Source organism: Priestia koreensis (genome assembly GCF_022646885.1).
GTDB classification, from domain to species: domain Bacteria; phylum Bacillota; class Bacilli; order Bacillales; family Bacillaceae_H; genus Bacillus_AG; species Bacillus_AG koreensis_A.
Genome location: NZ_CP061868.1, coordinates 1,227,601 through 1,243,020 on the forward strand (window position 1 = coordinate 1,227,601; position 15,420 = coordinate 1,243,020).

Genomic DNA, 15,420 nt, shown 5'->3' on the forward strand with positions numbered 1-15,420 from the left:
CCGTTTCTTTATATGCGCTTTCTACAGTATAAAAAGTAGAAGAGTTTTCGTCAATTTCACTCCGTTTAAAAATGAAAAATTTTACAAAATGAGAACATGATTTTGTGAAGTTAAGGCACACTATAAAAAGCATAAAGGAGTGAGCGTATAGTGGATCTCAAACATTCAAAAAATATGGCTGGATTGTCAATTGTCAGCAACACTGTTGTGGTGACGTTGAAACTGGTCGTTGGTATTATGACCGGCTCTGTCGCGATTGTCTCTGAAGCCATTCATTCATCATTAGACTTGGTTGCTTCCATCATCGCATTTATTTCCGTTCGCTTATCGAACAATCCACCAGATGAAAAGCATCCATATGGACACGGCAAAATTGAAAATATCTCAGGAACCATTGAGACCATCCTCATTATGGTGGCAGGTATTTGGATTATTCAAGAGTCGATCGCAAAACTCAAGCATCCTGAACCGATTGAGCTACCGATGCTCGGAATAGGAGTCATGCTTTTAGGCGCACTAATTAATTTTATTGTCGGAAAGAAAATTCAAAAGGTAGGAGAAGCCACCAATTCTGTAGCAATGAAATCAAACGGTCTTCATCTATTAACAGACGTGTATTCGTCACTTGGTGTGGCCGTCAGTTTATTACTTGTGACGTTAACCGATTGGCTTATTTTAGATCCATTAATCGGGATTGCGATTGCCATTTATATTATTTGGGAAGCAATTGGTCTTGGAAAAGAATCGTTTCTTCCACTGGTTGATATTCGCTTATCGGATGAGGAAGAAGAGGGGATTAAGAAGGTTATTGAGAAGTATGGAAATCAGTTTATTGAATATCATCACTTCCGCACGAGACGATCAGGTGCCGATGAACATGTAGACTTTCATCTTGTCTTTCCCATTCAAACGTCTTTAGACGAGGCTCATCGTGTTTCGCATGCGATTAAAAATGACATTCAAGAACAGTTCCCAAAATCAGAGGTGCTCATTCATTTAGAGCCTGAAACATCGGCCAAAACGTCTGAAGGATATGTAATCGAATAGAAAAAAGCTGCTCGGAATACTCCGGGCAGCTTTTTCGTTATGCTTGTGTTAATTGTTCTTCTTGTTTTCGAAGTTCAATGCGGCGAATTTTACCGGATTCAGTCTTCGGTAGAGACTCGACAAACGACACTTTACGCGGATATTTGTAAGGAGCAGTGACCGCTTTTACATGATCCTGTAATTCCTTCACAAGCTCGTCGCTTTCCTTTACATCATCACGCAGTACGACAAAGGCTTTTACAACGTGTCCACGAATTGGATCAGGGCTTGCCACAACTGCACATTCACGAACAGCAGCGTGCTTAATTAGCGCATCCTCAACTTCAAATGGCCCAATCGTATATCCAGAGCTAATGATAATGTCATCACCGCGGCCTTCAAACCAGTAGTAGCCGTCCGCGTCTTTTGATGCTTTGTCACCAGTCAGGTAGTAGTTGCCACGGAGCGCTGATTGTGTACGTTCAGGCTCTTTGTAGTACGTTTTGAAAAGAGCAGGGAAATCTTTACGTACCGCGATATCACCTACTTCACCAGCTTTCACAGGCTGTCCATCTTCATCAATAATGTCAATGAACTCGTCAATGATTGGTTTCCCCATTGAGCCAGGGCGCATCGTCGTACCATCAAGTGTACCGATGAGAAGCGTATTTTCTGTTTGACCATATCCATCACGTACTTGAATGTTAAAGTTACGTTGAAAGACGTCAATCATTTCACGATTAAGCGGTTCACCGGCAGATACGGCACTGCGAAGGTGAGACAGATCGAATGAACCAAGATCATCAAGCTTCGCGATCAGACGATATTCTGTTGGTGTACAGCATAGAACGTTAATTTGATGATCTTGTAAAAGCTGCATGTATTGCTTGGCATCAAAGCGTCCGTTATAGACAAAACCAGTTGAGCCAGTACCTAATACAGAAAGGAATGGACTCCAAATCCATTTTTGCCAGCCGGGACCTGCTGTTGCCCATACCGTATCGTTTTCTTTTATGTTTAACCATTTTGTTGGGGCGATGCGTAAGTGAGCATATGCCCAACCGTGGCTATGAACAACACCTTTTGGATTTCCTGTTGTACCAGATGTATAGGAAAGAAGAGCCATATCATCTTTATGAGTAATTGGAGCTTCAAATGTCGCAGAATGCTGGTCAACAAGCGGTTCAAGACGATCCCATCCCACTACGTCTTCCCCGAATGTTAGCTTGTGTTCAAGAGATGGAGTCGGTTCTTTAATAAGATCGACTTCCTCACAGTAGTCATAATAGCTAATGACTGCTTTCGCTTCTGATTGATTCAAGCGATAAGCGATATCTTTTGCACGCAGCATTTGCGAGCCTGGAATAATGACTAAACCTGATTTAAAGGCAGCCAAATAGATCACATATGATTGAACTAATCGAGGGACGATGACCATCATGCGATCCCCTTTTTTTAGTCCGAGCGCTTTTAATCCGTTTGCTAATTTATTGGCACGATCAATTAGCTGGCGATAGGTTACCTCTTCGTGATTTCCTTCGTCATCATGCCACTTTAGGGCAATTTTGTCCGAATAGTGCTGTTCGATTTCTTGTGTCAAATTGTATTGCTCTGGGGCAACTAAATCTGTTAACTTCATCATATTTCCTCCTCAAATTTACGCTGAATTATCTTTTATAAACCGATGAATACGGCTCATCTGAATTCAGTCGTTCATCCTAACCCCACTGTATGACGCTCTCTCTTTTGTTAAAATCCCACGTAGCTTGTTTACTTCTCTTCTATTATATAACTAAATATTATTACCTGCTACTAATATGTGTTATAAATTATTTTTAATTTTCTATCAATTTTCGATGAAAATAATTTTTATGCAAAAAAGTTTTAAAAAACATGTCTAACTTTCTGAAAGTGGGGAATCACACTAACAACAAACCATTTAGAATGAAAAGGGAGAGAATAAAAATGATGGTACTGGACGGATATGAACGAGCGGAAAAGGAACCGTTAGCAGCGATCGACGCTAAGCAGTTAAATATGGAGGCGATGATGTCTGATCTAACAAACCTAGCGCTTTCTGATTTGAAAAATGAATACGCAAACCACATCGCTTGCTGCGAGCAACGTATTGCACAGACAAAGGAAATGGCAAAGAACGTCTTTTCACCGAGCATCTGCAATCCGCTTATTGAAGAAGCCGAATTTCAAATTAAAAAGTTTCGAAAAAAGATGGCGCTAATTGAATTATTATTAAAATGATTACATAACTAAACAAATGAAGAAGCCTTTTTTACCACTATTTGGTCAAAAAGGCTTCTTTTCGTGTGAGCGAAATAAGAGATTACTGAGCAAGTGATGCCTTAGGAGGGAGGTGAGCCTCTAAGTCCTTTTCCAAATCTTTATCCATAATAAATACTTCAATTCGCTCACCTATTTTTGTGCTTGTATCGCTATGACTTGAGAGCACTTTACAGCCTGTGTGCTCTTCAATGACGTCTTCGAAATGCTTGCTGTACATTTCTCGAAGTAGCTGTCTCATCTGCTTGACGAGCTTTCGTCCGTTGTCGTTTTCAACCAAATGTTTTTCTTCTACGGTTAGTACGCCCTTAAAGCGAGTAATAACCATATCCTGAATAATGTATGTTTTCGCTTCTTGTGGACCACGGCCCATGAGCTCACGCTGTACTTTAATCAAAGATTCACTAATTTCAGCTTCTAATTTTCGTTTTGTTAACGGCACGATCTGTACCCTCCTAAGTTTTGACGATCCATCTGTTTTTTACTTGCAGTGAAGTTGAACTAATAGTAATGGGCGTTTTTAGGATTGTCAATGCTTATTTTTTTTGTACGCGTTTGGAAATGGGTGGAATAAACGAGTAGCAAAAGAAAAGAAAAAAATTTCAAAAAGGGTATTTACAAGTTTTGGTCCACGTCGTAAAATAAACCTCGTAATCAATCAATTACATATCGGCCTAGTCTCCTGAGGGAGAACGGAGGAACCAATTTTTTTGGGGTTAATTCTACGATTCTGTAGAAGGGATGAGATACTCTTTCGCCATCCTACCCGTCAGCTAACTTCGTCGGCTAAAGCGAAGGAGGTCGTAGACCACCTTGTTCAGGTGTTTTTTTGTGCGTTCTTTTCGTGCTTGGAAAATACTTGATGTAATTGAGGTCTTTTTATTTTGCCTACAAACCAATCATAACTGAAAAAGTATGGGGGACAGAACGTAGAGGAAGCGTGTGCTTGCTAGACGTTACGTAGACCGATGAGTACTTTTTCTCCACAGAATGATCATGAAGCGTGATCTTGGATGTTTTTATTCAAGTATCTTTCTTTATGGTCTGATGGGGGGGAAGTAAGCATCGGTCTATTTTTTTGTTTTCGGCTTGTTCTATTCATATAGAGAACGGAGAGCACAGGCAGGACGCATATTCGCTTTTTTGGGAGCGCAATGAGAAAGGGAGGAAAAAACAATGGATTTTGTAGCACTAGCCATGACGGGTGTTATTTTTCTTGTATTCTACGGATTCATCGCATTTTGTGACAACATTATTAAAGAATAAGGAGGGGACGAAGTGATCGTTCTCATCGTACTAGTAATTGGAGTGGCTGTTTATCTACTTGACGCACTCATTCATCCTGAAAAATATTAACTGACACGTTTCGGAGGAGAAAAAAATGGACGTTTTACAAATGGGGATCGTGCTTGTCATCGTTCTATTCCTAGCCGTTATAATGGGGCGATATATTTCACAAGCATTTTCACTTGAAGGAACAAGGCTCGATTCAATTTTTGGTGGTATTGAAAAAGGAATTTACAAGCTTGGGGGTATTTCGACGCTTGAAATGACGTGGAAGCAGTATGCGAAAGCATTGCTTTTAAGTAATATCGTGATGTTCGGAATTGGATATCTCATTGTCAGAATGCAAGGGTTCCTACCAGGCAATCCAAGCAACATTGCGGGCATGGACCCACTCTTATCTTTTAATACCATTTCAAGCTTTTTGACGAATACGAACTTGCAGCACTATAGCGGTGAGTCAGGGCTTTCTTATTTTTCACAAATGAGCGTCATTATTTATTTAATGTTCACGACGCCAGCAACAGGGCTAGCGCTTTGTATCGCATTTTTCCGCGGTTTAACAGGGAAGCGCACCATCGGGAATTTTTACGTTGACTTAGTGCGTGCGCATACGCGTATTTTCATTCCACTGTCAGTCATTGTGGGCATTCTACTGATTGCACAAGGAGTGCCACAAACGCTTCATGCGACTGTTCAAGCAACAACGATTGAAGGCATTCAGCAGCAAATTGCTAGAGGACCTGTCGCAGCACTAGAGTCCATTAAGCATTTAGGAACGAATGGAGGAGGATTCTTTGGGGTCAACTCAGCCCATCCATTCGAAAATCCGACACCATTAACAAACGTTCTTGAAATCATATCGATGTTTTTAATTCCAGCGTCGTTACCATTTGCCTTTGGACATATGGCGAAAAGCCGCAAGCAAGGATGGATTTTCTTTTCAGCTATGGCACTTATGTTTGTCGCCTTTTTAAGTCTAGCGTATATTGCAGAAAGCAACGGCAACCCAGCGCTAGAAAAAATCGGTCTTTCTCAATCAGAAGGTAGCATGGAAGGGAAGGAAGTGCGATTTGGTATTGCTCAAAGCGCATTGTTTACAACCGTTACAACCGCTGCCACAACAGGAACGGTTAATAATATGCATGATACTCTCACACCGCTTGGTGGCATTGTTCCTCTTGGATTAATGATGCTTAACTGCGTATTCGGTGGTGACGGTGTAGGGACCATCAACATTTTAATGTACGCCATTTTAGCCGTTTTCTTGGCAGGGCTTATGGTAGGACGCACACCTGAATTTTTAGGAAGAAAAATTGAAGGAAAAGAAATGAAGCTTATTGCGATCACGATTTTGGTTCATCCCATCATTATCTTATTGCCAACAGCATGGGCACTCGTAACAAGTATGGGATCATCAGCTATTTCAAATGCGGGATTCCACGGTATTTCACAAGTTTTATATGAATTTACATCATCTGCTGCCAATAACGGCTCTGGATTTGAAGGATTAGGCGATAATACACCGTTTTGGAATGTGTCTACGGGAATTGTGATGCTTCTCGGAAGGTATTTATCTATGATCGCGATGATTGCAGTAGCAGGATCATTATTAGCGAAAAAACCAGTTCCAGAAACGCTTGGGACATTTAAAACAGATAATAGCACGTTCATGGTCATTCTGTTATCTACCGTATTAATTGTGGGAGCGCTAACGTTCTTCCCAGTTATTGCCCTTGGGCCTATTGCAGAGTGGCTCACGATTCGCTAGAGAGTGCATGTTTAAGAGTGATATAAAAAAAGGAGTCTTTTTCGATGAATAGCAATCGCAAAACGCTTAATAACCAAATTATCAAACAGGCAGCTGGTGATGCCTTTAAAAAGTTTCATCCACGCATCATGGCTAAAAACCCGGTGATGTTTGTTGTAGAAATTGGATTTGTCATTACGCTCGTACTCAGTATTTTTCCTACTTTATTCGGTAAGGGAGAAAGTGCCGTCTACAATGCTGGGGTTAGCTTCATCCTGTTTTTGACGATTTTATTTGCCAACTTTGCTGAGGCGCTTGCAGAAGGGCGGGGAAAAGCACAGGCAGATAGTTTAAAGAAAACGAAGCAGGACACAAAAGCAAAGCTTCTTTTACCAACTGGGACGACGAAGCTTGTAAGCTCAACGGATCTTCGAAAAGGAGACGTTGTAATTGTAGAAGCCAACGAGTTGATCCCAAGTGACGGGGAAGTGATTCAAGGAGTAGCATCTGTTGATGAGTCGGCGATAACAGGTGAGTCTGCACCTGTTATTAAAGAATCGGGCGGAGACTTCAGCTCAGTTACTGGTGGAACGCGAGTTGTGAGCGATAGAATTAAGGTGAAGATCACAACGAATCCTGGAGAGTCATTCCTAGATCGAATGATTGGACTAGTGGAAGGAGCAAAGCGTCAAAAAACGCCAAATGAAATTGCGTTAAACACGCTTCTTGTTAGCTTAACGCTTATCTTTTTAATCGTCTGTACGACACTTGTTCCGATTTCTTCATATGTAAATGCGACTGTACCGATTGCGACGCTAATTGCGCTGTTAGTCTGTTTGATTCCGACCACGATCGGAGGATTACTATCTGCAATTGGAATCGCGGGGATGGACCGGGTCACGCAGTTCAATGTCATTGCGATGTCAGGAAAAGCGGTCGAAGCAGCAGGTGATATTAATACGATTATTCTTGATAAGACCGGAACAATCACGCACGGAAATCGTATGGCAGCTTCTTTTATTACGGTAAACAAAGTATCAAAAGAAGAGTTGAATCGCATCGCTCTTCACACGTCTCTTCATGATGAGACACCTGAAGGACGATCCATTGTTGAACTTGCGAAAAAGCTTGGCGTACCAAGTGAAGAATTTAAAATAGAAGGATCTCAGGGAGTAGAATTTAAAGCAGAAACACGCATGAGCGGAACAGATTTTAACACAGGACGAGTGGTACGAAAAGGCGCGGTTGAGGCAATTAAGCAGTTTGTATTAGAACAAGGTGGAAGCATACCGAGTGACTTGGATATGCGCACGAAGCAAATTGCGACAGAAGGGGGAACACCGCTAGCCGTTTCAGAAGGAAATCGTATAGTCGGGCTCATCTATTTGAAGGATACGGTGAAGCCTGGCATGAAAGAGCGTTTCGAAGAGTTACGAAGAATGGGCATTAAGACCGTTATGTGTACAGGTGATAATCCATTAACAGCTGCGACCATCGCAAAAGAGGCTGGGGTTGATGAGTTTATCGCAGAAGCGAAGCCTGAAGATAAGATTGCCGTTATCAAAAAGGAACAATCAGAAGGAAAACTAGTAGCGATGACGGGTGATGGAACGAATGATGCACCGGCGCTTGCTCAAGCTGACGTCGGAATTGCGATGAACAGTGGAACAATTGCGGCGAAAGAAGCAGCAAACATGGTCGATCTGGATTCGAACCCAACGAAAATTATTGAAGTTGTTTCGATTGGAAAGCAGTTGCTTATGACGCGCGGAGCTCTTACTACCTTCAGTATCGCAAATGACGTAGCAAAATATTTTGCGATTATCCCTGCGATGTTTATGCTTGCAATTCCGCAGATGCAGTCACTGAACATCATGCGTCTAGCGACACCGGAAAGTGCTATTTTGTCCGCACTCATTTTTAATGCGGTAATCATCCCACTTCTTATTCCTCTCGCTATGAAAGGTGTAAAGTATGTACCAATGAGCGCAACAAAGCTATTAAATCGAAATCTCTTTATCTATGGATTAGGTGGCATCATTGCTCCGTTCTTTGGGATTAAAGTAATCGATTTACTGTTAACGTTACTACATGTAGCATGAGAAAATTATAGAGAATAAAGGTGAAGAAGATGTTGAAAAATTTGCGATTAGCGGTTGTGCTACTGCTTATATGTGGAATTGTTTATCCATTAGGAATGACGGGAATTGCTCAGATCATTATGCCTGAAAAAGCAGAGGGAAGCCTTCTGAAAAATGAGCAAGGAAAGGTGATTGGCTCGAAGCTAATTGGACAGCAATTTAAAGATCCGCGTTACTTTACAGGACGTGTTTCTTCTATTAATTATGATGCTGCTGGATCGGGCTCAGGAAACTATGCGCCATCTAATCAAGACATGATTGATCGAACGAAAAAGGACTTGGCCATGTTTTTAAAAGAAAATCCGAGCATAAAGAAAAGTGAGGTACCTGCTGATCTGCTCACAAACTCTGGATCTGGACTTGATCCACATATTTCACCCATGGCGGCAAAGGTTCAGGTTCCACGCATCTCAAAAGAGCGTAACATTGATGAACAGAAGCTGTATGGATTAATTAAAAAACATACAGAAGGTCGTCAAATGGGTGTGTTTGGAGATCAACGAGTGAACGTATTGGAACTTAACGCTGGGCTAGATCAGTTAAAATAAGTCTTTGGCATTTCAGTGTGAGCTGGAATGCCCTTTTTCATAGAGAGGAGGACAGCTAGTTTGACAGAGCTATTTCGACGTAAAACACAGGAAGAGGTAGAACAATCTATTTTAAATGTTCAAAAAGGACGGTTTAAAATTATCCTTGGGGCAGTAAGCGGCTCAGGAAAAACGTATCACCTGCTTTTAGAAGGAAATGATTTAAAGAAGAAAGGCATTGATGTTGTGGTTGGGTGTATGAGCAGATCTGCTGGGCCAAAAGTGCAAAATCAAGCAAATCAATTAGAGCAGATGCCTGTGATTGAATGGGAAAAAGGCGAGGAGGAGCAGTGTGATTTAGATATTGAATCCATTTTAGAGCGAAATCCTGAAGTGGTGCTAGTCGATCACCTCGCACACCGAAATCGTCCAGAAGCCGCTTATCCAACAAGGCTAGACGAGGTAATGATGTTGATTAATAAGCAAATAAGCATCATTGCGACTATTAACATTTATGAACTAGAAGATATTTATAAGCTCGCCAATGAATTTACATCCATGAATTTTACGAATGACGAATGCGTACCGAAACATACCCTTTCGTTAGCAGATGATATTAAGCTTTTAGACGTAACCCCCGAAGTAATTTTAAAGCGATTAGAAGAAGAGACGATGGATCAGCACATCAAGAGCTCTCTTTTTCAGAAAGATAACTTAGCCGTGCTACGAGAGTTGTCACTTCGAGTATTAGCTGGAGAGGTAAACGAGCACCTGGATGAATATCGTCAAAAGTATGGTCTTCTCGGTGCATCTGGTGCAACAGAGAGAATATTGGTCTCGGCACAATATTATTGGAATGGTTCGCTTTTAATAAGGCGCGGGGATCAAATTGCGAAGCGGTTAGGTGGGGAGCTTAACGTCGTCTGCTTTCGAAATGCTGGACATCGTCTATCAGAGGAAAAAGAAACATTTAAACGATCGATTGTCCAACTAGTAGAGAAGTTAGGTGGCACATTTGAAGAAAAAGTGCTAAAAAAAGACGATGTAGCGGACGAAATTGTGGAATATGCGATCCAAAACAATACGACTCGCATCGTCATGGGGCAGTCCAAAAGAAGTAGATGGGAAGAGTTTTGGCACGGATCGATTCTTCATAAAATTCTCCGGGCAACGCGAAACATTGATCTTTTTATTGTTGCAGATCGAGCTGAAAAGGAAGGAGAGCGCGTACTGCCTGCTAGGCAAAGAAAAATAGATGACAACCCGTATCGACGACCGTCTGATCAAGAGGTAGAAAATCGAATTAACCACATTAAGCGCGGTACGTTAAAAGTATACATCGGAGCCGCTCCTGGTGTAGGGAAGACCTATACGATGTTGAGAGAGGCAAATGAACTTCGGCAAAAAGGAATTGATGTGGTCATTGGCCTTTTGGAAACGCACGGTCGAAGAGAAACGCTTGAGCAGGTTGGCGTACTAGAAACCATTCCACGCAAACAAATTCCTTATAAAGGCGTCACTCTCGAGGAGATGGATACCAAAGCTATTTTAATGAGAAATCCAGAAGTTGTCTTAATTGATGAGCTTGCTCATACAAATGTTCCGGGGAGCATTCGGACAAAGCGATATGAAGATGTTGAAAAGGTTTTAAAGGCAGGTATTTCGGTTATCTCCACCTTAAATATTCAGCATATTGAAAGTCTTAATGATAGCGTAAAGCAAATTACGGGAATCCGCGTTCGTGAGACGGTTCCTGATCGCGTGCTGGGCATGGCAGATGAAATTGAACTGATCGATATCTCTCCTAAAGCGCTTAGGCAACGTATGAAGGAAGGAAATATTTACCGAGCGGATAAGATTGAGCAGTCACTATCTCATTTTTTTAAAACCGGAAATTTGATTGCGCTACGCGAGATGGCACTTCGGGAGGTAGCAGATGATGTAGATGAACGATTGGAATCGTGGGAGCATACGAAAGCATTGAGGGGACCGTGGCGAACGGAAGAAGTCATTTGTGTGTGTATACACCTCGGATCAAACAGTGAGCTGTTAATTCGACGAGGCTTTCGGATTGCCTATCGTCTTAAGGCAGATTGGTACGTTGTATATGTTCAAGATCATCCTCTAAACGAGCAGGAGGAAAAAGCAAAAGAGCACGTGAAAAAGATGACGAAGCGATTAGGAGGACATTTTCATACGTCTGCCGTTAGTGACCGGCGCAAGGTTGTTGGTGTCTTACAGCAGTATTTCCATGAAAAGCAAGCCACCCAAATAATTATTGGGCATTCAGCAAAATCACGTATGGAGGAAATTTGGAGGGGGTCCATTGTTCAAAAGCTGTTGAAAGAAACGCGACATCTAGACGTCCTAGTTGTAGCACATCTATATCAATAACCGAGTTTCTTCATTAATATATCTACATTGATTTTAATCTAGGAAACAATGAATAAGAGGGAAACAGAGGGTTGCCAATGTGCAATCCTTTTTATTTTTCCGAGCACATTAAGAGTTGTTCTGTGTAAAAAGTTGTAATAGAATAGTAATGCTATAATACTTCAATTCTTTAACCCTTTCTAAATGAAGATGTTATATAGTATTTTTAAAAGTAGTTGCCCCTTTTCGTACATCTACCCAAGACATGATAAATTAATTATCGAGTAAGTAAAATTGAAGAGTGAAAGTAGGAGAACAAAATGAGCTTTCGAAAAAAGCAGATTTTAGGGTTTGGCCTTATCATGCTTTTTATCACTGTCATGCTAGTTGGCATTATTGTGATGATCAACAACATGAAAAGCAATATGCTTGAAATAGTTGAAGATCGGTACGGAAAAGTGAGTCAGGCGACTGAAATTCAGCAGTTGTTTTCACAGTCTGATCGTGAATTACTGTATTTAATGAATGAAGAGGATAAGCAGAGTCGACAAGAAAGTATTAAGCGCTTAGAAGATAACCGAGTGACGATACAAAAAGATATTACCACATTGTCAAGCATTTTAAACCGTGCTCAGGCAAGAGATTTACTAACCCAAATTCAAATTCAATATGCAAACTACATTGAAACAGAGACTCAAATTGTTCAAAAGACAGAAGGCAATATTAACGAGAAGGCGTTCTCATCGCTTTTTAAAGAACATCAACAGAAGCGTGAGATGCTTACAGAAAACTTGAGTAAATTTAAAAAGTTTCAGGAAGACCTAATGAACCAGGCATTAAAAGATTCAAATGATACGTACAATCAGATTTTAACGGTGGTTATTTTAGGTATTTTATGCTGCCTGCTTTTAATTATGGGCGCGTCTATGTGGGTCATTAAGAGTACGTCTAAGACGTTAAAAAATATTTCAGATGTGATGGGGAATATTGATTATACGGACTTAAGCACGCTTCCACGAGTCGAAGTTGGAATTAAAGATGAGATTGGTCAAATCGGTCTCGCCTTTAATGAAATGGCGTCATCACTAGAACGATATAATGAAAAAGAGCAGCGATTTAATGAGCAAATTTCAGATCAAAATTGGATTCAAACAGGAATTGCGGACGTAACCACGATGTACCAAAATATTGTGGATGTAGAACTGCTAGCAAACAAATTTATGGCCAAGTTAACGCCGCTAATCGGTGCATCTATGGGAGCTTTTTACTTGCGAAAAGGAGAGGAGAACAATCCTCATTTTTTAAAGGTAGCTAGCTTTGCAGGACGCGCGGATGATGTAGGAAGAAAATCATTCTTGTTCGGTGAAGGAATTATTGGTCAGTGCGCGATCGAGAAAAAGATGAGAGTAATTGAAGAAATTCCATCTGACTACACATTTATCGCTTCTGGTTTAGGAGAAGTGAAGCCAACGAGTATTCTTATCGCACCTGTTTTATATGAAGGAAACGTTGTGGCCGTGATTGAATTGGCCAGCATTCGTCCATACACAGATCTTCAGCAACGTCTTCTTGTGCAGCTTTTAGATACGTTAGGCATTACCGTTAATAACGTATTAGGGCGCATGGAAATTGAGCGTCTGTTAGCAGAATCACAGATGATGACGGAAGAATTACAAGCTCAGTCAGAGGAGCTTCAAACGCAGTCAGAGGAGCTTCAGGCTCAATCAGAAGAGCTGCAGTCACAGTCAGAAGAGCTACGTATGATTAACGAGCAGCTAGAAGAACGAACGAGAGATGCAGAGCAAAAATCAACGGATTTACAAATGGCTAAAAATGATTTAGAAGAAAAAGCGGAACAGCTGCAGTTAAGTTCAAAATATAAATCGGAGTTTCTTGCGAATATGTCGCATGAGCTTCGTACACCGTTGAACAGCATTTTAATTTTATCTGAAATGCTTTCTGACACGGCTGCCGAGGGATCACTTGAAGATCAAAAAGAGTTTGCGACGGTCATTCATTCTTCAGGAAAAGATTTATTGAATTTGATCAACGATATTTTGGATTTATCAAAAGTGGAAGCCGGGAAGTTAGATATTACGTTCTCTGAGACGAACTTAAGTGAACTTCCTTCCTATATTGATCAACAGTTCCGTCACGTGAGTCAGAAAAAGGGATTGTCATTTGTGATTAATAAGGATAAAAATGTACCTGACATTCTTTACTCGGACGAGCAGCGCATTCAGCAAATCTTAAAAAACTTATTATCAAATAGCTTTAAGTTTACAGAAGAAGGCTCTGTCTCTATCTCCATTCGTAAAGTGGAAGAAAAGATTGCGCACAGATGGGTGGATACAAAGGGTGCTGACTTCTGGATTGAAATAAAAGTAGTGGACACGGGTATTGGAATCGCAAAAGACAAGCAGCAGCTAATCTTTGAAGCGTTCCAGCAGGCTGAAGGAGCGACCGCAAGAAAGTATGGAGGTACAGGCCTTGGTTTATCGATCTGCCGAGAGTTTATTAAGCTGCTTGGTGGATGGATTATGGTGGAAAGCCAAGAAGGTCAAGGAAGCGTCTTTACGTTATACATTCCGAGCCTACCAAACGGACTTGAAGCCGTTTATGAAGTTCAACAAGCACCACTTGAAGTGGCAGCAACAATTGATGCGCCTCTAATTGAAGCAGTAGAGATAGAAGAGAAGCAACCAGTCGCTTCTGACGTATCATCAAGTATTTATCAAGGAAAGACCGTATTAATTTGTGATGATGACAATCGGAACATCTATGCATTAAAAACAGCATTAGAAGCAGAGGGAATGAATATTATTGCTGCTCAAAATGGTATCGAGTGTCTCGAGCTAATGGAGAAAAACTTGGACATTGATATTGTCTTAATGGATATCATGATGCCAGGGATGGATGGCTATGAGACGATGCAACGCATTCGATCTATTCCATTTTTCAATGAGCTTCCTATTATTGCGTTAACGGCAAAAGCAATGAAAGGCGACCGCCAAAAATGTTTAGAGGCAGGGGCGTCCGACTATATCAGCAAGCCGCTAAAACTGGATCAGCTGTTTTCGGTTATGAGCGTTTGGCTTACTAAATCATCAAAGTAAGATTGAAATGGAGTACGTAATCCGCAGAAGGAGAGAATAAGAAGTGAAGCAATATCTATCGACAATTGAAGAACGAGAGCAGCTTGAGATTGAATTGCTTCTAGAGACGATGTATCGTATATCGGGCTTCGATTTTCGTGAATACATGCGCTCGTCAATAGAAAGACGAATTCAACATCGAATGCGCTTGGAGCAAATTCCGACGATAAGTCGAGTAATAGAAAAGGTCATTCATGAGCCTGGGTATATTGAAAAGCTATTGAGTGATTTTTCTATTAACGTCACGGAGATGTTTCGGGACCCTAGCTTTTTCTTAACCTTTCGAAAGCAAGTAGTGCCTCTTTTGCGTCATTATCCAGAAATTCGGATTTGGCATGCCGGCTGCGCGACAGGCGAGGAGGCCTACTCCATGGCGATTTTGATGGAAGAGGAAGGGCTTGGGGATAAAACAAAAATTTATGCGACGGATATGAATGAAAAAGTATTGAAGAAAGCGGAAAGCGGCATTTTTTCACTAAAAAAAATGCAAACTTATACGCGAAACTACTTACAAGCAGGTGGCAAACGAGAGTTTTCAGAGTACTATACGACGGATTATGCCGCCGCTTATTTTCATCCGTCTTTAACGCGAAATATTATCTTTGCTCAGCATAATCTCGTCACCGATGGCTCGTTTAATGAGTTTCACGTTATTATTTGTCGCAACGTCATGATTTATTTCAATCAAACGTTGCAAGACAGCGTGCACGATTTATTTTACGAGAGCCTTAGTCAAGGAGGTTTTTTAGGACTCGGAAATAAAGAAGCGCTCCGTATCGATTATGATCGGAAGCTATACCGAGATTTTAATCCAATTGAGCGACTGTATCAAAAGTGCTAACAAAAAACGACCTACAAAAAGTAGG

11 protein-coding genes and 1 riboswitch are annotated in these 15,420 nt (G+C 41.1%); of the genes, 9 read left to right on the forward strand and 2 right to left on the reverse strand.

What is annotated here, in order from left to right:
• Positions 1-174 precede the first annotated feature (174 nt).
• Positions 175-1,047, forward strand: coding sequence for a cation diffusion facilitator family transporter (locus IE339_RS06075; RefSeq protein ID WP_242176129.1), 873 nt, complete (start codon positions 175-177; stop codon positions 1,045-1,047).
• 37 nt (positions 1,048-1,084) lie between these two features.
• On the opposite strand, the gene mbcS is transcribed toward IE339_RS06075, so the two are convergent.
• Complete coding sequence (mbcS, locus tag IE339_RS06080; protein ID WP_242176130.1) at positions 1,085-2,665, reverse strand: acyl-CoA synthetase MbcS; 1,581 nt, start codon at positions 2,663-2,665, stop codon at positions 1,085-1,087.
• A gap of 326 nt (positions 2,666-2,991) precedes the next feature.
• On the opposite strand from mbcS, the gene IE339_RS06085 reads away from it, so the two are divergent.
• A complete protein-coding gene (locus tag IE339_RS06085; RefSeq protein WP_242174830.1) occupies positions 2,992-3,285 on the forward strand; it encodes a hypothetical protein in 294 nt (97 codons plus the stop codon).
• Between the two features lie 82 nt (positions 3,286-3,367).
• Here IE339_RS06085 and IE339_RS06090 read toward each other — a convergent pair whose 3' ends face one another.
• A complete protein-coding gene (locus tag IE339_RS06090) occupies positions 3,368-3,766 on the reverse strand; it encodes a Na-translocating system protein MpsC family protein (RefSeq protein ID WP_053399841.1) in 399 nt (132 codons plus the stop codon).
• 219 nt (positions 3,767-3,985) lie between these two features.
• A riboswitch (cyclic di-AMP (ydaO/yuaA leader) is annotated at positions 3,986-4,127 on the forward strand.
• A 475-nt stretch (positions 4,128-4,602) separates the two neighbouring features.
• Here IE339_RS06090 and IE339_RS24795 point away from each other — a divergent pair.
• From IE339_RS24795 to IE339_RS06120, 7 genes are all read left to right on the forward strand, one after another.
• The gene (locus IE339_RS24795) at positions 4,603-4,680 is read left to right on the forward strand and encodes a potassium-transporting ATPase subunit F (RefSeq protein WP_083446414.1); all 78 of its coding nucleotides are present in this window, start codon (positions 4,603-4,605) and stop codon (positions 4,678-4,680) included.
• A gap of 25 nt (positions 4,681-4,705) precedes the next feature.
• Entirely contained in the window at positions 4,706-6,379 is a 1,674-nt protein-coding gene (gene kdpA, locus IE339_RS06095) for a potassium-transporting ATPase subunit KdpA (RefSeq protein ID WP_242174846.1), read from the forward strand.
• Between the two features lie 44 nt (positions 6,380-6,423).
• A complete protein-coding gene (gene kdpB, locus IE339_RS06100) occupies positions 6,424-8,460 on the forward strand; it encodes a potassium-transporting ATPase subunit KdpB (RefSeq protein ID WP_242174857.1) in 2,037 nt (678 codons plus the stop codon).
• Between the two features lie 29 nt (positions 8,461-8,489).
• Positions 8,490-9,047, forward strand: a complete 558-nt coding sequence (gene kdpC / locus IE339_RS06105; protein WP_242174868.1) for a potassium-transporting ATPase subunit KdpC — start codon at positions 8,490-8,492, stop codon at positions 9,045-9,047.
• 60 nt (positions 9,048-9,107) lie between these two features.
• Positions 9,108-11,420: a universal stress protein gene (locus IE339_RS06110; RefSeq protein WP_242174875.1), complete on the forward strand. Its 2,313-nt coding sequence runs from the start codon at positions 9,108-9,110 to the stop codon at positions 11,418-11,420.
• 299 nt (positions 11,421-11,719) lie between these two features.
• Entirely contained in the window at positions 11,720-14,515 is a 2,796-nt protein-coding gene (locus tag IE339_RS06115) for a response regulator (RefSeq protein ID WP_242174886.1), read from the forward strand.
• 43 nt (positions 14,516-14,558) lie between these two features.
• Positions 14,559-15,395: a CheR family methyltransferase gene (locus IE339_RS06120; protein ID WP_242174888.1), complete on the forward strand. Its 837-nt coding sequence runs from the start codon at positions 14,559-14,561 to the stop codon at positions 15,393-15,395.
• Positions 15,396-15,420 lie beyond the last annotated feature (25 nt).